Annotated in this window: 17 protein-coding genes; 6 read left to right on the plus strand and 11 right to left on the minus strand. The window is 39.8% G+C overall.

Going from position 1 to position 20,311, the window contains the following annotated elements:
- Genes uxuA through ACFSX4_RS10730 form a run of 6 tightly spaced genes read right to left on the minus strand, consistent with a single transcriptional unit; the run spans position 1 to position 5,600 of the window.
- Entirely contained in the window at positions 1 to 1,074 is a 1,074-nt protein-coding gene (uxuA, locus tag ACFSX4_RS10705; protein ID WP_377774433.1) for a mannonate dehydratase, read from the minus strand.
- A gap of 20 nt (positions 1,075 to 1,094) precedes the next feature.
- Positions 1,095 to 2,111 carry a zinc-binding alcohol dehydrogenase family protein gene (locus ACFSX4_RS10710; protein WP_377774435.1) on the minus strand — a complete coding sequence of 339 codons (1,017 nt, stop codon included), beginning with the start codon at positions 2,109 to 2,111 and terminating at the stop codon, positions 1,095 to 1,097.
- A gap of 19 nt (positions 2,112 to 2,130) precedes the next feature.
- Positions 2,131 to 3,405: a TRAP transporter large permease gene (locus ACFSX4_RS10715; RefSeq protein WP_377774437.1), complete on the minus strand. Its 1,275-nt coding sequence runs from the start codon at positions 3,403 to 3,405 to the stop codon at positions 2,131 to 2,133.
- Positions 3,402 to 3,887 (minus strand): TRAP transporter small permease, encoded by a 486-nt coding sequence (locus tag ACFSX4_RS10720; RefSeq protein ID WP_377774439.1) that lies wholly within the window; start codon positions 3,885 to 3,887, stop codon positions 3,402 to 3,404. Before ACFSX4_RS10720 ends, ACFSX4_RS10715 begins: the two co-directional genes overlap by 4 nt.
- On the minus strand, positions 3,884 to 4,906 hold the full coding sequence (locus tag ACFSX4_RS10725) for a TRAP transporter substrate-binding protein (protein WP_377774441.1): 1,023 nt from the start codon (positions 4,904 to 4,906) through the stop codon (positions 3,884 to 3,886). The genes ACFSX4_RS10720 and ACFSX4_RS10725 overlap by 4 nt, the downstream gene beginning before the upstream one ends.
- A 19-nt stretch (positions 4,907 to 4,925) precedes the next feature.
- Complete coding sequence (locus tag ACFSX4_RS10730; RefSeq protein WP_377774443.1) at positions 4,926 to 5,600, minus strand: GntR family transcriptional regulator; 675 nt, start codon at positions 5,598 to 5,600, stop codon at positions 4,926 to 4,928.
- Between the two features lie 96 nt (positions 5,601 to 5,696).
- On the opposite strand from ACFSX4_RS10730, the gene allD reads away from it, so the two are divergent.
- On the plus strand, positions 5,697 to 6,710 hold the full coding sequence (gene allD, locus ACFSX4_RS10735; RefSeq protein WP_377774445.1) for an ureidoglycolate dehydrogenase: 1,014 nt from the start codon (positions 5,697 to 5,699) through the stop codon (positions 6,708 to 6,710).
- A gap of 281 nt (positions 6,711 to 6,991) precedes the next feature.
- Positions 6,992 to 8,614, plus strand: coding sequence for a BCCT family transporter (locus tag ACFSX4_RS10740; RefSeq protein ID WP_377774447.1), 1,623 nt, complete (start codon positions 6,992 to 6,994; stop codon positions 8,612 to 8,614).
- A gap of 54 nt (positions 8,615 to 8,668) precedes the next feature.
- Here ACFSX4_RS10740 and ACFSX4_RS10745 read toward each other — a convergent pair whose 3' ends face one another.
- Positions 8,669 to 9,451 carry a class I SAM-dependent methyltransferase gene (locus ACFSX4_RS10745; protein WP_377774449.1) on the minus strand — a complete coding sequence of 261 codons (783 nt, stop codon included), beginning with the start codon at positions 9,449 to 9,451 and terminating at the stop codon, positions 8,669 to 8,671.
- 104 nt (positions 9,452 to 9,555) lie between these two features.
- Here ACFSX4_RS10745 and ACFSX4_RS10750 point away from each other — a divergent pair, with 104 nt between their 5' ends.
- Positions 9,556 to 10,260: a GTP pyrophosphokinase gene (locus ACFSX4_RS10750; RefSeq protein ID WP_377774451.1), complete on the plus strand. Its 705-nt coding sequence runs from the start codon at positions 9,556 to 9,558 to the stop codon at positions 10,258 to 10,260.
- A 19-nt stretch (positions 10,261 to 10,279) separates the two neighbouring features.
- Positions 10,280 to 10,801: a GNAT family N-acetyltransferase gene (locus ACFSX4_RS10755; protein ID WP_377774453.1), complete on the plus strand. Its 522-nt coding sequence runs from the start codon at positions 10,280 to 10,282 to the stop codon at positions 10,799 to 10,801.
- Between the two features lie 97 nt (positions 10,802 to 10,898).
- Here the strand turns inward: ACFSX4_RS10755 and ACFSX4_RS10760 are convergent, their stop codons facing one another.
- On the minus strand, positions 10,899 to 11,471 hold the full coding sequence (locus ACFSX4_RS10760) for a TetR/AcrR family transcriptional regulator (protein ID WP_377774455.1): 573 nt from the start codon (positions 11,469 to 11,471) through the stop codon (positions 10,899 to 10,901).
- A gap of 145 nt (positions 11,472 to 11,616) precedes the next feature.
- On the opposite strand from ACFSX4_RS10760, the gene ACFSX4_RS10765 reads away from it, so the two are divergent.
- The gene (locus ACFSX4_RS10765) at positions 11,617 to 14,799 is read left to right on the plus strand and encodes an efflux RND transporter permease subunit (protein WP_377774457.1); all 3,183 of its coding nucleotides are present in this window, start codon (positions 11,617 to 11,619) and stop codon (positions 14,797 to 14,799) included.
- Positions 14,800 to 14,894: 95 nt separating this feature from the next.
- Here the strand turns inward: ACFSX4_RS10765 and ACFSX4_RS10770 are convergent, their stop codons facing one another.
- Entirely contained in the window at positions 14,895 to 15,767 is an 873-nt protein-coding gene (locus ACFSX4_RS10770) for a cation diffusion facilitator family transporter (RefSeq protein ID WP_377774459.1), read from the minus strand.
- Between the two features lie 276 nt (positions 15,768 to 16,043).
- On the opposite strand from ACFSX4_RS10770, the gene ACFSX4_RS10775 reads away from it, so the two are divergent.
- On the plus strand, positions 16,044 to 18,659 hold the full coding sequence (locus ACFSX4_RS10775) for a CDP-glycerol glycerophosphotransferase family protein (protein WP_377774461.1): 2,616 nt from the start codon (positions 16,044 to 16,046) through the stop codon (positions 18,657 to 18,659).
- Between the two features lie 10 nt (positions 18,660 to 18,669).
- Here the strand turns inward: ACFSX4_RS10775 and ACFSX4_RS10780 are convergent, their stop codons facing one another.
- Together ACFSX4_RS10780 and tagD are read right to left on the minus strand one after the other, a co-directional pair.
- Positions 18,670 to 19,818, minus strand: coding sequence for a CDP-glycerol glycerophosphotransferase family protein (locus ACFSX4_RS10780; RefSeq protein ID WP_377774463.1), 1,149 nt, complete (start codon positions 19,816 to 19,818; stop codon positions 18,670 to 18,672).
- Complete coding sequence (gene tagD, locus ACFSX4_RS10785) at positions 19,811 to 20,203, minus strand: glycerol-3-phosphate cytidylyltransferase (protein WP_377774465.1); 393 nt, start codon at positions 20,201 to 20,203, stop codon at positions 19,811 to 19,813. Before tagD ends, ACFSX4_RS10780 begins: the two co-directional genes overlap by 8 nt.
- Positions 20,204 to 20,311 lie beyond the last annotated feature (108 nt).

The following is a 20,311-nucleotide window of genomic DNA, read 5'->3' on the forward strand; positions in this document are numbered from 1 at the left end:
TTATTTCACCTCGTTTTCTTTAGTCAGTTCATATGCATCCCAGAGTCCCCACAGATACATAATGCCGAGTGCTCTGTCGTATAAACCGTATCCGGGTCTGCAGTCTTCATTCCATAAATGTCTGCCGTGATCCGGACGGGCATAGCCGGTAAAACCTGTTTCATGATATGCCTTTACGACATCATCGATAGGCACTGAACCATCCTGTGTTCTGTGAGATGTTTCAATGAAGTCCGAATTATCATACCGTCTCACATTTCTGATGTGCGCAAATGCAATGCGGCTGCTGAAACGTCTGATGATTTTCGGAATATCATTCTGAGGATTGGCTCCGAGTGAACCACTGCAGAGCGTAATACAGTGAGACGGGCTGTCTGAAATAGACAGGTAACGCTCCACTGCTTTCTCACTCACAATAATTCTCGGCAGGTCAAATACCGGCCATGGCGGATCATCCGGATGTATTGCAAGTTTAACCCCTTCTTCTTCTGCCACAGGCAGAACTTCACCGAGAAAATATTCAAGGTTCGCCCACAAATCCTCATCACTGACTGACTTATATGCTTCAAAAGAGTCCTTAATCACATCAAGACGTTCCGGTTCCCAGCCCGGCATGGAATAACCTGAACCAATGGTCTGTTTAAATAAATCATCCGGATTCATATTTTTTACTTTTTCATGCTCATAAAATAATGCTGTAGAACCGTCCTCCAGTTCCTTGAATAAATCCGTTCGTGTCCAGTCAAATACCGGCATAAAGTTGAAACATACGACCTTCGCACCGATTTTGGCAACGTTACGCAGACTCTCCTTATAATTTTCAATGTATTGATCACGGCTTGAGAGCCCGAGCTTTATATCTTCATGAACATTAATACTCTCCACCACATCAAGATGGAAACCATACTGATCAGCCTGTTTTTTCACTTCCAAAATCTCATCCAACGGCCATACTTCGCCGGCAGCTTTATCATGCAGTGCCCAGACGAGTCCTTCTACACCAGGGATTTGTTTAATTTGAGATAACGATACAGAGTCGTTACCTTCACCGTACCATCTAAATGTCATTTTCATTATGCATACTCCTTTGCCAGTTAAAATGTCAGTACTATTTTTCTTACTGCTTCAGGTGAATCCTCAAGCAGTTGAAACGCTTCTTTTACATTATCTATTGAAAAACGATGGGATATAATCTGAGCGGGATCAATAATCCCTTGATTTACCTGTTCTATCACTTTAGGAAATTGGTGTGTCTGCAGTCTCGACCCTGATACCTTTAATTCTTTTTTCGTCAGCAGAAGAGAAGGGATAGCTGAGGCCGAGGCATTGAAGCCGAGTGTAACTACTCTTCCTGCTATTGATGCGGATTCAACTGCCTGTTCGAATGTCTGCGGCAGTCCAACAGCATCAATCACGACATTGGCAAGCTCTCCTTCAGTCAGCCTTTCAATTTCTTTCGCAACATCTGTTTCAGCAGGCTGAATGACAGCATCTGCACCAATTGATTCGGCATAATCCAGCCTTGACTGATTAAAATCAGAAATAAACACCTTTGCGCCGAGTACTTTCGCCTGTATTAAGCAGGCAATCCCCGTCGGTCCTGCGCCAATAATCAAAACAGTATCGTCCTTCCTTACTTCGCCCCGCATTGTGGCCTGGGCACCTATTGTCATCGGTTCAATAAGTGCCGCCTGTTCACTTGAGATACGCGGATCAATTTTATGCCAGTTCGCCTGATCAGCTGCCAGATATTCTGACATCCCGCCTTCAATATGAACGCCGAAGACCTCCAATTCCTCACATACATTCGGTTGATTATTACGGCACGCATAACATGTGCCGCAGGATTTAATCGGTTCAAGACAGACAAGGTCTCCCGGTTTCAGGTTCGTCACCTCGTCACCGGTTTCTTCTACAATACCGGATACCTCATGACCGATGACTCTCGGGTAGACAGTAAACGGATTACTGCCGTGATATATATGAACGTCAGACCCGCAGATGCCTGCATTCTTCACTTTCACCAATACATCACCGGCAGATTTAATCTCCGGCTTTTCAATGTCAACAATGTCCAGTTTCCCGGGTGATTCAACTTGTACTGCTCTCATTATTCATGCTCCTTTTCCATTATTCAAATAATCCTGGTAAAAATAAAGATAACGACGGTATAAATGCTACGATGACAAGTACAATAACCGCGATTGCAAAGTAGGGAATCAACTCTTTAACCGTAGTCGTAATACGTACTTTCGCAAACGATGAAGCGACAAACAGGCACACGCCGACCGGCGGTGTAGATAAACCAATCATCAATGCAAGCACCATAACCACTCCGAAGTGAATAGGGTCCATACCAATACTTTCCGCTACAGGAAGCAGTACCGGGAATAAAATCACAAGTGCCGCGATAGTCTCCATAAACATGCCGACAATCAGCAGCAGCACAATGATTAGTAACGTTACTAATATAGGATTCTCAGTCACTGAAAGAATACTGTCCGCAATCAATAAAGGCACACCTTCTGCCACCAGAATCCAGCCGAATGTATTTGCAAGTGCGACAAGCAGAATAATAGATGCAGTCGTTCTTAAAGTACTCATTAATATTTGTGGTATTTCATTAAATTTTAATTCTTTATAAACAAACTTACCGACAATAAAAGCATATATCACACAGACAATCGCAGCTTCAGTAGGTGTGAAATACCCGCCTAAAATCCCCCAAAGTATAATGACAACCATCAATAATGCCCAGAAAGCACCTAAAAAACTTTTGGCTATTACACCGGCTGACTGTTTCTCCCCTTTAGGATAATTTCTTTTTACTGAAATTAAATACGTCACTATAAGAAAACCGACAGACAATAGAACACCTGGAATTGCTCCTGCTAAAAATAAATCCCCAATCGATATACTTGCCAGAGTCCCTATAATAATCATCGGCAGCGACGGCGGCAGCATCGGACCGACTGTTGATGATATTGATGTTACAGCCGCTGAGAACCCAGCACCGTATCCCTGTTTTTTCATCGCTGGAATCATTACGGAACCAATACTCGCAGTATCGGATAATGCTGTTCCTGATATCCCTCCAAAACCGAGAGATGAAGCAACGTTAGTTAGAGCAAGACCGCCCCGGATATGTCCAACCAACGCATTCGCAAAATCGATAATCCGATTGGTAATACCGCCGGCATTCATCAAATTACCAGCAAGTATAAATGCGGGTATTGCAAGCATTACAAATGAATCAAGACCCGCAAACATAGTCTGCGGAATAACGGTGAGCGGTACACCCGCAACAAACAGGTAGATTAATGCTGAAAGCCCTAAACTAAAAGCAATCGGGATACCGACAGCGATGAATAACAAGAATAGTCCAACCACAAGTAACGCCATCATATCTCATCAATCTCCTTTCCCTGTATGTTATTTTGGTAACGATCAATTATATATGTTATCGAATATACAAAAAGTAGAACTGCAAGTAATGGAATTGCTGCATAGGCATAGGCCATGAGAAAACCTAAAGTCGGAGAATAAAAATCCAGCCCAAGATTAAACAGGGTAATACTGTATATAAACAGCACAATCGAGAATACGGCGACTGCCCCTGCAATAACACTCTCATAGATTCTCTGTCCCTTTTCAGGAAGGGCTGTAACCAGCATGTCTACAGTGATAAACTCATTTCTCCGGAGGGCAAGCGGTGCTGCAGTAACCATTGAATAAACAAATAAGTATCTGGATAATTCTTCTGTCCATACAAAATCATACGGGAAGTAACGACTCAATATTTGAATGACAACCACCACTATTAAAGAAGTGAACAGCAACATAGAGATAATCCCCAGTATCTTATCAACCTGATTCATTATTTTCATTCTGCATCACCTCCGTTTCCGCTCTCTAGTATAGCGTTGTAAAGCTCTAACTGTTCATCATTAAAGTATGACTCCAGTGCAGGCATCATGGCCTCTCTCATCGCATCCTGGTCAACCTGATTATTAAATTCAACCCCGGTTTCTTCAAGTGCTGTCCTGACAGTCTCTGCTTCTTCCTCCAGCAAATCCTGTGAATATACTTTTGCTTCTTCAGCCGCTTCAAGTACTGCCCGCTGCTGATCTTCAGGCAGTGCCTCCAGCTGCTCAGAGCCGACAACAACATATATCCATGACCTTACATGCTCAGTCTCATTAATGTAGTCCTGCACTTCATAAAAACCACTGCTTCTGATTAAATCGTTCGGGTTTTCCTGACCGTCAATCACACCCTGCTGCAGTGCGGTAAACACCTCGCTCAGACTAATAACCTGAGGCTGTGCGCCGGCCTGTGACCATGCATCGAGAAATAAAGGTACATTCGGTACACGCATTGAGAACCCGCGCAGATCATCCGGATGATTAATAGGGTAGTTGGATGTCAGATTTCTTGGTTCTCTCTCCATATAAAACAACGGCGTCAGACCAACATCTTTTTTGATATCGTTTTCAATTTTCTCGCCAAGATCACCTTCTATGACTCTTCTCATATGCTCCTGGCTGTCAAAAGCATACGGAACTGCGAGCATCACTGCATTAGGCGACCATACTTCCAGCGTTTCACCTGTAATCGTTAAATCTGTTGCGCCGTATCTAATCGAGTTGATATTATCCACTTCACTCCCAAGCTGACTGTTCGGAAAAATCTCAATCTGCACTTTACCATCTGTCTTCTCGTCCACTAAATCTGCAAATTCAACTGCGGTTCTGTGCCACAGGTGATTGCCGTCCGATATATGTGTCATTTTCCAGTGGGTGACACCACTTTCATCAGTTTTACCTGCACTTGCGGAACCAGAGTCTTCCGAGCATGCCGATAAAAATGATAACGCTGCCAAAACAGCCAGTGTAAATCTTTTCATCTTTAAAATCTCCTCCTCTTTAAATAAAATATTCCGGATACTCTTTTTTCAACTGTTTCTGATCATATTTCAAAAGCGATAAATGCTTACGAACAAGCGAGTCTGAGCTTTCTGCGTCCTTGTTTTTAACCGCCTCAAGCAAATCTTCATGCTGTTCTACTAAAATTCTCCAATTGAGTTTCATTGTCAGGCTGAGCTTTCTGAGTCTGCTTGAATGCACATCCATCTTCTGAATCATTTTCCAGACACGGGATTTATCCACACTTTGTGCGACAAGTTCATGAAATTGTTTATCGAGCATGAATAATGTCTCTTCATCATTATTATCTCTTGCCCATCTTTGGTCATTTAAATTTTTTTCCAGATTTTTTATGTAAATACCGTCAATTTCACTCTGACATGCCAGTTTAAAAATACCGAGTTCTGCCTGTTCTCTCAGGAATCTCGCTTCTTCTACATGATCTAAATCAATCAGTGCAACAAATGAACCTCTTTGAGGAAGGACTGTTAAAAGTTCATCTTCTGTTAATCTCAAAAATGCTTCCCTGACAGGTGTACGGCTGACCTCAAGTTCTTCTGATATCTCTTTTTCCGATATTGCAGACCCCGGCGGCAGCTCAAGCTGCATAATCGATTCTCTTAAAGAATCGTATACAAAATCACGGGTAGACACCTTATATTTTTTCATTTTCATTACAATCCCTCCTGACAAAATTTATATTACCATACTACCATACAAGTATGCTAGTATAAATGAAACCCCTTCCAAAAATAATCAAGGAGGATAAACATGATAGACTACAACGATTTATTCAAACGTACTCAGTATATTTTTAACAAACACGGAGTGGAGGAGGATATTTCCGAAACAATTGCAGATGTTTTGACACATGCAAATTTAAGAGGCGTAGACTCTCACGGTGTACTAAGAGTCAGCCATTATATTAATAGATTGAGAAAAGGAGGCATCAATCCATCTCCTGACTACGATATCCAGAAAACATCCAGTTCAACATATACTTTTGACGGAGATAACGGTTTTGGTCATCATATTTCCAAAGAAGCAATGAAAACAGCGGTGACTTCTGCAAAAAATGAGGGCGTAGGGGCAGTTGCAGTAAAAAACAGCAGCCACTGCGGTGCTCTGTCCTATTTTGTCGAACAGGCTGCTAATGAAGATTTAATCGGCATTGCGATGACCCACACTGATAAAATTGTTACCCCTTACGGTTCAAGCGAAGCATTTTTTGGTACTAATCCTATTGCATTTGCTTTTCCTGCCAGAGAGGAGAACTCTGTAATTCTTGATTTTGCGACAAGCACTGTTGCCCTCGGAAAAATATTAGATGCGAAAGAACGGGGCGTATCAATTCCAGAATCATGGGGGGTGGACAAAAATGGACACCCAACTGAAAGTCCTGATGAAGTCATCTCTTTATCACCATTCGGCGGTCCGAAAGGCTATGGTCTTGCAATGGTAGTGGAGATTTTTTCGGCACTGCTTACAGGTGCCGCCTTCGGACCTCACGTCTCTAAAATGTACGGAGATTATGATAAAAACCGGGAACTCGGTCATTTTTTCATGGCCGTGGATCCTTCGAAATTCCTGCCTGTCGAAATGTTTACATCCAGACTCGACCAAATGATTCGTGAAATCAGGAATACTGCACCCGCAAAAGGTATTGAACAAGTCTATGTACCAGGTGATATAGAAATGCTGACTGCCTCAAAAAGAAAAGCAGATGGTATTCCGCTGCCGGACTCCGTAATGAATTTCATTATGTCCGAAAGCTCTGAACTATAGATATAAAGCGCCTGTCCGCACTTATTCTACACGCGGGCAGGCGTTTTATATTTAAATAATTGTTTCTATTTTATTTATTTGGGTAAGTGATTATAGACTTTACCTGTTAATGCAGACAGGTAACTTATTTTTACTGCCTTTAAAAGATTATTACAATACGCCTGCATGAAGGCGTTCATTCTTTAACTTTCAATTACCCGGTTGAATTATTACTGCATTGTATGATAGTATGGGCAAGTCGAAATATTATAATATGTAAAATTACACCTTAGGAGGATGTCATGAATAATTCGGTAGAAAAACGTAAATTTTCGAAAGTTTTTATCTATTCGGCTATTGCCGTTGCAATTCTAGTATTATTGGGTGCCATTTGGCCGGTGCAATTTAACAATATTGCCGGTTCTATATCAGGATGGATTACAGAGCATTTTGGCTGGTATTATATGATACTTACCACATTCATAGTATTTTTCTGTCTCTTCTTGATTTTGAGCCCCATTGGTAAATTAAAATTAGGTAAACCGGAAGACGAACCGGAATTCCGTACGATTTCCTGGCTGGCGATGCTCTTCAGTGCAGGTATGGGAATCGGACTCGTATTCTATGGTGCCTCTGAACCAATGTCACACTACATCGCACCTGCAGAGGCTGAGCCTGAAACACGTGCAGCTATACTCGACGCTATGCGTGGTTCTTTTCTGCACTGGGGTATCCATGCTTGGGCTATATACGGAGTTGTAGGTCTGTCACTTGCGTATTCTCAGTTTAGACGCGGAGAAGTCGGATTACTTTCTAAAGCACTGCGCCCGATATTCGGGGACAGAGTTGATGGTGCACTTGGTGTTGCTATTGATGTTCTGGCTGTATTTGCAACTGTTGTCGGTGTTGCTGTTTCCCTTGGTGTCGGTGCACTTCAGATTAACGGCGGACTAAACTACTTATTCGGTATCCCGACTAACTTATTTGTACAGGGTATCATCATTGTTATTGTAACTGCACTATTCCTTTACAGTGCCTGGAGCGGACTCAGTAAAGGTATCCAGTACTTGAGTAACGTCAACATGATTCTTGCGGGAATTCTGTTAATCGCTGTACTGATTATTGGTCCGACTATGCTGATTTTAAACATGATGACCAGCGGTACAGGTGCTTATCTGCAGTCATTCTTATTTAACTCATTTGATGTAGCCGCACTGAACGACCAGAAAAATGCATGGATGGCTGACTGGACACTTTATTATTGGGGCTGGTGGATGAGCTGGAGTCCATTCGTTGGTATCTTCATCGCCCGTGTGTCTAAAGGACGTACTATCCGCGAATTTATAGTTGCTGTTTTACTTGTACCAACAGTAATCGGTATTATCTGGTTTGCTGCATTTGGTATGACCGGAATTACAGCTGGTCAAGGTGCACCTGAAATATTTAGCCTTGCACCCGAACAGCAGTTATTCGCAGTATTTGATCAAATTCCTTTAGGACTAATCCTGTCGCTGATTGCTCTTGTGCTTATTGCATGTTTCTTTATCACATCAGCTGACTCGGCAACATTTGTTCTCGGTATGCAGACATCATTCGGTTCACTTACACCATCAGGAAAAGTGAAAATTGTCTGGGGTCTTTCCCTCGCTGCAATCGCATTTATTCTGTTGTTTGCCGGCGGTGAAACAGGACTTGATGCACTGCAGGCAGCTGCTATTACTGCAGCATTGCCATTCAGTATCGTTGTAATTCTGTTAATCGCAGCATTATACAAAGATGCGAACCAGGAAAGAAAATACCTGGGACTTACTATTACGCCGAACAAAGAAAGACTTCAGGATTACAGAGAAAATTCACCTGAGGAGCACGAAGAAGAAGTAAAAGCCTTCTTAGAACAGGAAGACGAGCCTCCAAGAGGTATCTAATTTTAAAAACAAACAAAGAAGCACAGGAGTGAATCCTGTGCTTCTTTATTTTTCTCAGCATTCATGGACATTGATGACTCCAAAATGAAAACTGCTCGATGGCCTGATATCCTTTTTAAATCCTAATTCATCAAATTTCGGGCTCCTAAAATGATCTTTAATTACCACTTTACGCTTCGCCACCCGTACAGCTTCCCGTACGTTTTCTTCAGACAATTCTTCATTATTAACAAGACCTGTCATATACATCATTCCATCAGAACTTTTTACCGTCTCGGAAAACATTGGATCAAAATATACCACATCATAACTATTGTCCGGCAGGTTCTGCAGAACCTTTTTATAATTTCCATGTACAGTTTGAATCCTCCGCATTGCTGCATTAACTGTACTTACTCCGGTATCATAATAATTCAGTCCCTCTGAAACCATCATGTACACAGAAAAATCACTTTCAATTGCTGTTACATTTCCTTTGATGCCGCTCATCAGACTCATAATGATACTGTCTGAAGCAAGCCCCATGGTGCAGTCCAGAATAGTTGTTCCTTCAGCAATCTCTGTTAGCTCAATCAGCCTGTCAGTTTTACCCGACAGAATTCTTTTGGCTCTGATTTGTGCTATGTTCGGGTGGAATTGAAGTACCCGGCCTGTTCCGATGATATTCAGCATATTTTTAAAAGCACCGACACAATACACATCTGAATCATATTTTTTAAATAAACTGCTTATTGACTGTTTATCGCGCTCTACGTATGTCAGACCATATTTTTCAGCTGTTTTTACTGCATGCTCTCTCAGTATATCGTTTGTCCGGCCTGCAGTGGTTACAATCATTTATAAACCCCCTTCATCCACATCTTTTACACCCATTAAACGAGTATAAAATGAATTCTTCATATATAATATAACTATAATATTCCTAAGAAAGGTAGTTGGCAATGTATATTGAAGAAAACCAACCTTCAAAATTAGATTCTTTGCGAAAAGAGTTCTTAGAAAATTTCGGAAAACTAAGTAATCCTGAGGACACTTTTAACCGCTTAATCGGTTTTGTGACACTCCAAAACCTATATGATTCTGCGTTGGATGAGATCACAACCAAGCTTCGTATATTGGATAAGGAGTTTGAACTTGTGTATATGCATAACCCGATTCATCATACAGAACACAGAGTAAAAGATGTCAGAAGTCTTGCCAAAAAAATGGAGAGAAAAGGCTGTGATATGACACCTGAGTCTGCAAAGAAAAATATTCTTGATATTGCCGGGGTACGGGTGATATGCAACTATATCAAAGATATTTATACTGTTGAGAACCTCTTACTGAAACAGGAAGATATCAAATTAATCAAACGGAAAGATTATATAGAAAACCCTAAAGAGAATGGGTACCAAAGTCTCCATATCGTGATATCCGTCCCTGTATTTTTATCGAATTCTGTTGAAGAAGTGCCTGTAGAAATTCAGCTGCGTACTATTGGTATGGATATGTGGGCAAGTTTAGAGCATAAACTCCGCTATAAAAACACTTTCAAAGATACAAGTAAATATCAGGATGAGCTTAAAGCATGTTCGGAGAACATCTCACAAGTGGAATCTCATATGCAGAATATGTACAACGAAATATATTTAGAAAACGATTAATTGGAAAGGGGAGATTCATTTGAGTATACAAATTGTCGCTTGTACAATCAAAGACTGGGATACACTGCTTGATATATCCTATCAAACATTTGACGAAACGTTCAGACCTGGAAATACCGCTGCAAATATGGAGGCATACTTATCAGAAGCGTTTACAGAAGAGAAACTTAAAAGTGAGCTGCAGAATCCAAACTCGGAATTCCACTTTATATATCTTCACGACAGACTGGCAGGATATTTAAAAGTAAATATCGGAGACGCTCAAACTGAAGACATGGGCAGGGATTCCCTTGAAATAGAACGTATCTATATCAAGAATGAATTTCAAAAGAAGGGGCTCGGCAAGCAGTTATACAACAAAGCATTGACACTCGCAAGAAACTACAGATGCTCAAAAATATGGCTCGGTGTATGGGAACATAATCCGAATGCTATTGAATTTTATGAAAAAATGGGATTCAAATCTACAGGGCGTCATCATTTCGTAATGGGGGATGATCCGCAGACTGATATCATTATGGAGAAAAAGCTATTTCAGTAACGGTATGCATTATTCTTAAAAACACTTTAGAAGCAGTATATACAGGGGTGAAAAACCTCTGTATATAATGCTCAAGTAATGCTTAAAAACATTCTAATCAATCACTCAAAATGTTTACCAGAATCTCCTTCAATCCGCTTTCCATGATTTCATAGAATACCTGATCCAGTTCTTCTTCAGGAATATTTTCATCATTTTCAGACCAAAGCATTGCTACACTCAACAATCCTGACAGCATAAACTCCAGTACATACTCAAGTTTTAAGCTGTCTTTAGTACTGATATCGTTTACCTGTCTTAAGATTTTTCTCCGGATATCCCTCTTATACTCATGAATGAAATTCGGATCTCCATTCGGCCCGAAGAGCAGTAAAATCTGATCTCTCTGATTGATGTCTTCACTCGAATCTCTCACATCAATCATTTTATCCCATTCCTTCTGCTTAATCGTTTTTAACATAACTGCAATTTCTTCTTCCGGCGGCATCAGACTCTGTTTTATCTCTTCAAACATGTCATGAACATCTTTATAGTAATTATAAAATGTCCCTCGGTTGTAACCTGCAATATCAGTAATCTCCTTGATTGATATTTTGTTTAACGGCTTTTCCTTATACACTTTCCAAAATGCTTCTTTTAAATTTAATTTTGTCTGTTCTTTGACATTCATCTATCAAATACTCCTTTTTGAACATTTTACTGTGAATTGTTTATTGTGATTATACATTATTAATTTTAGTATAATAAGATATGATACAACACGTTGTTGTAATTTTAAAATCTTAAAGAATATTTTTATAAAAGGAGTTTTATCATTGAAGAATTTATCCAATTTTTCTATCAAGCGACCGAAATTCACTCTGGTCGTTATGTTTGTTCTTCTGATACTTGGAGTCGTATCTCTAACAAGGCTTCCAATTCAGTTGATGCCGAATATAGACCCGCCTGTCGCTGTAGTTGCTACAAGCTATCCGGGTGCAGGACCTGATGAGGTGCTCGACAGTGTGACAGAGCCCTTGGAAGATGACTTGTCCACAGTAACGGGGCTTAAAAACATTACATCCCAGTCCCAGGAAAGCTCGTCTTTAATCATTCTCGAATTTGATTTCGATATGAGTATATCTGAAGTCGAGAATGAAATTACACGTACAATCAGCCAGACCAATCTTCCCGAGGAAGCTGAGGATCCTAACTTCATAGAATTCGATATCTCCATGCTTCCAAGTATTCAAATGGCTGTTACATCACAAAATGATGACACTCTTGAATTTGAAAATCAGGTTAATGACCTGGTTAGTGAACTTGAGTCCATTGAAGGCGTTGCTTCAATCAATGTTAACGGTCTGCTCGACAGAGAAATCGCTGTTGAATTAAACCAGGATTCACTCAGTGAATACGATCTCTCACAGTCCGACATTGCAAATATTATTGAAGCGAATAATTTCTCTATGCCAATCAGTACAATTGAAGATACTGAAGAGGGCTACAATATTTCTACGCGTACACTGAACCGAATGGAAGGTGTTGAGGAACTTAGAGACCTTGTACTATTTGAACTTCCTGAGGATGCAGGGACCGTCACTTTAGCTGATGTTGCTGAAGTAAACGTTACAGAAGATAACGGCGGTGTGATTACACACTTTAATCAGGACACTGCTGTTCAGATGGAAATGATGCTTGCTGACGGGGCAAATGCATCTGCTGTAAATAAAGAATTTAATACACAGCTTAATGATCTGCTCGATTCTGATGAATACGAACAGCTTTCTGTAGATACACTTTATGATGAAGGAGACTATATCGATACTGCGATTAACAGTATTTATGTATCCTTGATTACCGGTGCAATTCTTGCAATGATTGTACTGTTTGCATTTTTACGCAATTTAAAAGCACCTTTAATCATCGGATTATCTATTCCGTTTTCCATCATCACGACATTTGCACTTCTGTACTTTGCAGGCATCAGTATTAATATGATGACACTAGGCGGTCTGGCTCTCGGTATCGGTATGCTTCTCGATAACTCTATTGTTGTTATAGAAAATATATACCGCCATCTGACCATGGGCAAAGACCCTAAACGTGCAGCCCGTGAAGGTACACAGGAAGTCATCACCGCAATTCTCGCTGCAACATTGACAACAGGCGCTGTGTTCCTGCCGGTTGTATTTGTTACAGGACTGATGGGTCAGTTATTCACACCGCTTGCAGTTACAGTCGTATTCAGTCTGTTTGCCTCATTATTCGTTGCGGTGACTGTCGTACCAATGCTCGCGAGCCGTATTTTAACAGTACCTGACAATATGCGCGAGGACGAACGAAAAGAGAAAGGCTACATGAAGAAGATTCGTCAAATGACAGCCTGGACTTTAAAACACCGCGTTTTTGTCCTGATTACTACAGTCATTATCTTCGTCGTCGGTGCTGTCGGCATGTTCTCACAAGGTATTGAATTCATGCCGGAACAGGATGAAGGATCTTTCATGATCGAAGTTGAAAAAGATCAGGGAACACTGCTCAGCGATACTTTAGAAACAGTTGAAGCGATTGAGGAAGAGCTCGATAATCAGTCAATTGTAGATTCTTATTTAAGTACAACCGGTTCATCAGGAATGATGTCCTTCACTGATGAGAGCAATAAAGCAACGATCACTGCGACACTGGTTGATGCTGCTGACAGAAATCAATCCACCATTGACTTCATTGATGAGATTGAAGCAGATATTACAGAAATTGATGATGCTGCTGACATTAATATTTCACCAATGTCCCAGGCGGGAATGGGTGAGCCTAACACACTTGAACTAAATCTGTCAGATAATAATACCGACCGTTTAAATGAAGCTGAAAATGAAGTGATCTCAGCACTTGAAGATGAAGCGGACATTACAAGTGTGACATCAAGCAATACAGGAACAGTAGAAGAGCTTCAGGTCATTGTTGATCAGGAAGCAGCACGGGAAAACGGTCTGCAGCCTGCAGAAATCGGACAGGCTCTGTATCAGGCAGCGAACGGTGTTGAGGCCTCAACCATTGAAGAGAACGACAGTTATCTGTCTATCAATGTGAAATATCCGGAAGATATCCTTCACAGTGAAGAATCTTTCAATAACATTTCTATTCCAAACAGTTCGGGAGATTATGTTGAACTGAATGAAGTTGCTTCTCTTGAACGTGCAGATTCTCTGCCTCAGATAAACCGTGATAATATGACAGATACTAGAGTACTGACAATCATTTATAACAGCAGCACTTCTTTAGATGCTGCCAACCAGCTGGTCACAGATACAATAGAAGACCTTGACCTGCACGAAGATACAAGTTATTCCATGGGCGGCGATATGGAAATGCTGTCTGACGCAATACCGCAAATGGCACTGGCAGTTGCACTCGGTATCGTATTCACTTACCTTGTAATGGCAGCACAATTTGAATCATTCAGAGCACCATTTGTTGTTGTTATGACTATACCGCTGTCAACTATTGGTGTTTCACTGGCATTATTCCTTACTGGAAATTCTCTAAGTGTTGTTGCAATGGTCGGTCTGATACTGCTTGTTGGTATCGTAGTTAATAACGCCATACTCATCATCAACTACATCCTACAGCAAAAAGAAAAGGGCATGTCCAGTTATGATGCAATTGTAGAAAGTGTACAGGACCGCTTCAGACCAATTTTAATCACAGCAGTAACAACCATATTAGGTATGCTGCCGCTCACACTTGAGCTTGGTGAAGGAACTGAAGGAATTGCACCAATGGGTATCGTCGTTATCGGCGGCCTGACAGCAAGCACATTCCTGACATTGTTTGTTATTCCAATCATCTACAGTTTAATTGATTCAGAGACACGAAGAATGAACAAGAAATATATGACTCCAGAAGGAGAAATTATTACACAGCGTGATGTCGATAAAATGAAAGATCAGAAAGAGAACGATTCAGAGACAAAATCTGAAGACAACCCTTACAGCTATCCTTCTAATAAAGACTAAAACAACGCAGTAAATATCACTGAAACAAAAGACCGCGCCACCCCTTGAAGTTAAAAGGAGTGACGCGGTCTTTATTTTATTTAGAATCAAATCTGTTATTCCTTTTCTATATACGGCTCAGGATGTACATAAAGTGATGAAACGCCTTTATAATGCATGTCTTTTTCCACTTCATCACATATATGATGCGCTTCTGTAACAGTGATGTCCGCATCCACAATAATCGTTACATCTAAAAATATGCTGCTGCCGTGGTAACGCCCTTTAATCGACTTAACATCTTTAACACCCTTCACCTCAAGTACATCTTCTTTATATTCCATTAAATCTTCATCATCAAAACCATCTGTTAATGTGAATACTGCTTCTTTAAATATTTTAAAGCCGGTGTACGTAATCAGGACACCCAGAATACAGGCAATAATCACATCGAGAACAGGCATTCCAAATTGGGTTAATATTAATCCTGCCCCTGTACCGAGACTGACAAAACTGTCCGACATATTATCTGCCGCTGCTGACTTCAAAGAGCTGCTTTTTGTCTCTTTTGCAAGCCTTGCATTAATCATGTACACAACAAGCATGATTAATCCACTGATGATGCTGACATAAATCGTAACTGTATTCGGTGTACTGTACTCATTATTAATCATCTTCGGTATACTGTCCAAAATGATTTGAACGCCGACAAACATAATAATGAATGATACAAGAAGCGCTGCAATGTTTTCAGACTTTAAATGTCCGTAGGGGTGATTTTCATCGGGCGGCTTAATGGATATTTTCAGACCGATTAAAACCGCAATAGACACGAATATATCTGTTGTGTTATTCCATCCATCCGCAAATACTGCAGATGAACCATACACAACACCGACATAAAGTTTCACTACAGAAAGTATAATGTAAACAACAAGGCTTAAGTATGCACCTCTTTGAGCTAATTTAAGATTATTAATATTCCCCATTTTATCACCCGTCCACTCATCAATGAGAACTTATTATCCAACATTCACAGATGATAATCAAGGCTTTTTATATACAAAAATTAATGTTTAGATACCCCGAAATAAAAACTGAAAAATTGAAACATTCCGGCTGTAAATTTCGTATATCCTAACTTTTAAATATTGTGTCTTTTTCCATATGATTGATTATTGTTTTTACTTTGATTCTTACATTGTATAATGGATAAGAATGCATATTAAATAACAGCAGATTATGAATAATTAGGGGTTCAAGATATGAGTGTAATAAAAAGACAGTGGAAAAATATTAGAAAATATTTTATTAAAAAAGTCACCCTTCAGGATGTGACACCTTTCGATACATACGTATCACTGACGCTCTCAATGAAGAACTTTATTAATATAAATGAAATCAGTGTCACTTTAAATAATGGTGCCGATGTCCGCCATTTACCGTATCGTATTATTAACCAGACACTCTCCATCAATATACCGTATGAATACTTTATTCATTTAGAAGGAACCTCAAAAATCCAGGTGTCTGTCAATAATAAGAAAATGCTTATTTATACTGCAGATGCTCTTAAATTTGATCAAAGCTCTTTTTTTGCCGACAATAAATTGTTTAATATTTCTGCAGACGGCAGTTTAAAGTTAGCCCATATGTTCCCGAGCTACTCATTTGAAGCTGAAACTGTTAAAGCAGAAAATATCACTGCGTCCTATAATCATTTTTCTTTTAACTATGATGCCGACGAAATTACCGGCATAGCATTGATATACAATCATAAAATAGTCGAGATCGAGAACGACACTGTAAACAGCAGAGAATTTTCTGCAGAAGATTTTGAAGCTGTTAATGAAGGGACAGCACGGGTTTATGCTGTTAGAGGCTCCGGTCTTCATGTACTTGCAATAGATCAGACTGTCACTTTTAATACTCCTTATTATCAGGTGGTAATCAATAAGAGAAATCACAAACCTATCGCCAATATTGAAACACATAAAGTACATCTTAATAAATTTGAAAGTACCATTCACGGGGATAACGTCCGCTTAACAGCCGGATACTCTGATACGTTCAAATTAGATTCTGTTATTGTCACTGATACTCTGACTCAGGAAAGCACCGCTTTCAGGGCGGAATACAATAATCACGGAGAATACACTGCAGACCTCCCTATTGAAAATCTTGTCAGTAATTTCTCAAGAAAACGTATTGTTCTGCATACTGAAGAACCTGTATCGTATTATATTCAGCCTTCCGTATCCCAATTAAATGAAATAGGTTTTAATGATCGTCTGCGTGTTCTTTTTAATTCTGAACGTATTAAAATTTGGTTTTATGAACGTAAAGATACTTTGCTCGGATTTAAAGCAACCCGTCCCAAAGTCAGACGCCTTGTGACACACATTGAAGATTACACCATAGCCGGGTACATTACGGGACTGGATGAGTTTGAAAACTGTAACGCTTATCTGTTACTTGAAGAAAGATATACTTCGGATAATGTACAAATTGAAATTCAAAATAACTTTAAAATTAACCTGAAGGATATTGATTTGATTAATATCAAAAGTAAAAATAAAACCATTATTGATTTATTCGTCATTATTACCGATGGGAAAGGGGAAGTTATTCGTAAAGGAAAGATTAAATATCAGCATTCCAACTACAAAAAAGACAATTATTATGGTGCCGATTATACTGTCGACAGTGAAGGAAATAAACACTTCCAGCTGATTACAACGACACCTTATAATAATATAAAGATCGAATCATTCATGGTGCCCGGGAATATCGATAAATCATATGCCGGTATCAAAAAAGATATGAATGTATGGCTGATTGGTGAACGTTATGATACCGCACAGGACAACGGTTACTCCATGTTCCTGTGGTTAAGAGAACATACTGATGTTGATGCATATTATGTCATTGAAAGAGATTCGAAAGATTTCCTTAAAATTAAAGATACAGAAAATGTCCTGATTTTCGGTTCCGATAAGCATTTTCATATCTCTTTTAAAGCCGGGGTGCTGCTCGGTACACACGACCTCGAGAACCTGCTGCCGTATAAACCCGCAAGTGGATTTTACGGTTACGAAAACACCGTCAAAGTGTTTCTCCAACACGGGGTATTAGGCCGAAAACCAGCAGAATATCATAAAAAATATTATGAACTTCCATTTGATTTGTTTATTGTAAGCAGTATTCCTGAAAAAGAAGATATAGTCATGAAAAAAATGGGGTACAGTGAACAGGAAACAGCCGTAACAGGACTTGCGAGATTCGACCTTCTCCCATTTAATCATAAGACAGAAAATATACTCCTGATGCCGACATGGAGAGACTGGATTACATCTGATGACGGATTTTTGAAGAGCAGGTATTACCACCGCTATGTGAACCTGATTCAAAATCCCCGCCTGCATAAAGTTCTTGAGGATTATAATGTTAATTTAAATTTCTACCCGCATTACCGGGCACAGGTCTTTTTTAATGCATCACATGTGGATACAACCAGCCGAATTCACTTTATAGAGCTTGGAGACCGGACAGTTCAGGAATTATTAATCAGCCATTCCCTGCTGATTACCGACTACTCCAGTGTAAGCTTTGATTTCTCATTGATGAATAAGCCTGTCATTTACTACCATTTTGATGTCGGCCGCTTCTTTAAAAATGGAAAATTACGTCCGTTACATGAGACCTTTATTGGTGATACAGCTAAAGATGAAGAAACTCTCATTGATTTAATCGAAGAAAGCATCCAAAATCAGTTTATGAGCAGACATACAGACCTTTCCGGTATTTTTGAATATCAGGATCATCACAACCGCGAGCGTATTTATAAAGCAGTATTAAATAAGATAAAGGCAGCCGATTAATCGGCTGCCTTTATCTATACAACATGTTAATCAGACGTTCCGTCGAATGTCCGTCTGCATACTTATTCCATCTGTCATTAAAAGATTTCACTTTATGAAAATGATAATCTTCGGTCTGAATCATACGTATTAAGTCCTTAGTTGTCATCGCGATATTTCCCGGGATATTTTTTTGGTAATCAAACCAGATTCCCGTTTTCTCTTCATAGGATGCCAGATCATAAGGATAAAAGAGCATCGGTTTGTTTAGTATTGAGAATTCAAATGGCGTCGATGAGTAATCAGTGATTAACACATCTGATGCTGCCAGTAACTCCTCAATCTGATAATCCCCGGATACATTCGTAACAAACCCATCATCAGCAACTGCTGACAAATTTACAGCAGGGTGCACTCTTATTAAAAGGTGATACCTTTCGCCAAGCTGCTCCTTTAACTTAAAGATATCCAAATTAACCGATTCAACGTTCAACTCCTCAGATCTGTAAGTCGGTGCATACAGCAACAGTATTTTATCATCGGGCTGTGACAGCTTTCTTCTCACAGCATCACGTGATGCCGACACTTTTTCCTCATCAAAATAAAAGTCAGTCCGCGGAACACCGGTTCTTAAAATGCTGTCATCTGTTTTGTCGAATGCTTCTTTAAAAATAGAAGCCATATCATCAGAACTGACAGCAAGTTTATGAAAATTTTTATACACTGCACGAAAGCGGTGCCTGGCTGAACGTGTTCTGCCGCTGACAGACTTATCCTTTAAACCGAACAATTTGACCGCACCGTTTGCATGCCATAACTGCACGCAGGTGACGCTCTTATGAAAACGGCAGCCTGCAAGAATCACATGATAATTATCTACGAAAACTACTCTGCTCGTCGCCAGATGATACATTCCTCTGATGAAATGAATCGGTGATAAGGGAGAAAAAGATAATGTCACATGCTGTTTTTGAAATTGAAACCGGAATGAACAACGCGGCTCTTTCAGTATAATCACTTTTGAGTCTGTTGAACGTTCCAGCTCGGTGACAACATGCTGCATGTTATCACCGAATGATGTCAGCAGTACCGTTTTATTTTGAATGCTGAAACACCTGCACAGGGAAAACAATACCCTCACAAGGAGGAGGTAAAGAAATAGTGCTGCTTCTTTAATCATTAATCGACAAATCATTTTTAATCTTTGTCGTGGAAATGCCCTCTGTTCTCGGGAGATAAACAACTTCACACTGCTCTTTTAAGAAGTCGAATTCACCTGTCCAATCATCACCCATAACAAAAATATCAATGTCATGGTCTTTAACATCAGTAACTTTCTGTTCCCAGTTATCCTCACCAATCACTTCGTCCACATACTGGATCGCCTCCAGAATTAACTTTCTGTCAGCAAATGAATGGTATGCCTCTTTATGCTTAATCTGGTTAAATTCATCTGTAGAAACCGCAACAATCAAGTAATCTCCCAATGCCTTTGCACGTCTTAACAAGTGGATATGTCCACTGTGAATTAAGTCAAATGTCCCATACGTAATTACTTTTTTCATAACGTTAATCCTCCGATATACTCAAGCTTTTTTAAATGGTATAATAATTAAGATTACAATAGATTATAACACATATCAAAATAACGAATACATTCTCAGGTGATCTAA

Origin of the sequence: Corticicoccus populi (assembly GCF_042686195.1) — a bacterium.
GTDB classification, from domain to species: domain Bacteria; phylum Bacillota; class Bacilli; order Staphylococcales; family Salinicoccaceae; genus Corticicoccus; species Corticicoccus populi.

Coding starts and splice junctions, on each gene's coding strand:
- uxuA (WP_377774433.1), bottom strand. CDS start 1,074: ATGAAAATGACATTTAGATGGTACGGTGAAGGTAACGACTCTGTATCG.
- ACFSX4_RS10710 (WP_377774435.1), bottom strand. CDS start 2,111: ATGAGAGCAGTACAAGTTGAATCACCCGGGAAACTGGACATTGTTGAC.
- ACFSX4_RS10715 (WP_377774437.1), bottom strand. CDS start 3,405: ATGATGGCGTTACTTGTGGTTGGACTATTCTTGTTATTCATCGCTGTC.
- ACFSX4_RS10720 (WP_377774439.1), bottom strand. CDS start 3,887: ATGAAAATAATGAATCAGGTTGATAAGATACTGGGGATTATCTCTATG.
- ACFSX4_RS10725 (WP_377774441.1), bottom strand. CDS start 4,906: ATGAAAAGATTTACACTGGCTGTTTTGGCAGCGTTATCATTTTTATCG.
- ACFSX4_RS10730 (WP_377774443.1), bottom strand. CDS start 5,600: ATGAAAATGAAAAAATATAAGGTGTCTACCCGTGATTTTGTATACGAT.
- allD (WP_377774445.1), top strand. CDS start 5,697: ATGATAGACTACAACGATTTATTCAAACGTACTCAGTATATTTTTAAC.
- ACFSX4_RS10740 (WP_377774447.1), top strand. CDS start 6,992: ATGAATAATTCGGTAGAAAAACGTAAATTTTCGAAAGTTTTTATCTAT.
- ACFSX4_RS10745 (WP_377774449.1), bottom strand. CDS start 9,451: ATGATTGTAACCACTGCAGGCCGGACAAACGATATACTGAGAGAGCAT.
- ACFSX4_RS10750 (WP_377774451.1), top strand. CDS start 9,556: ATGTATATTGAAGAAAACCAACCTTCAAAATTAGATTCTTTGCGAAAA.
- ACFSX4_RS10760 (WP_377774455.1), bottom strand. CDS start 11,471: ATGAATGTCAAAGAACAGACAAAATTAAATTTAAAAGAAGCATTTTGG.
- ACFSX4_RS10770 (WP_377774459.1), bottom strand. CDS start 15,767: ATGGGGAATATTAATAATCTTAAATTAGCTCAAAGAGGTGCATACTTA.
- ACFSX4_RS10775 (WP_377774461.1), top strand. CDS start 16,044: ATGAGTGTAATAAAAAGACAGTGGAAAAATATTAGAAAATATTTTATT.
- ACFSX4_RS10780 (WP_377774463.1), bottom strand. CDS start 19,818: ATGATTAAAGAAGCAGCACTATTTCTTTACCTCCTCCTTGTGAGGGTA.
- tagD (WP_377774465.1), bottom strand. CDS start 20,203: ATGAAAAAAGTAATTACGTATGGGACATTTGACTTAATTCACAGTGGA.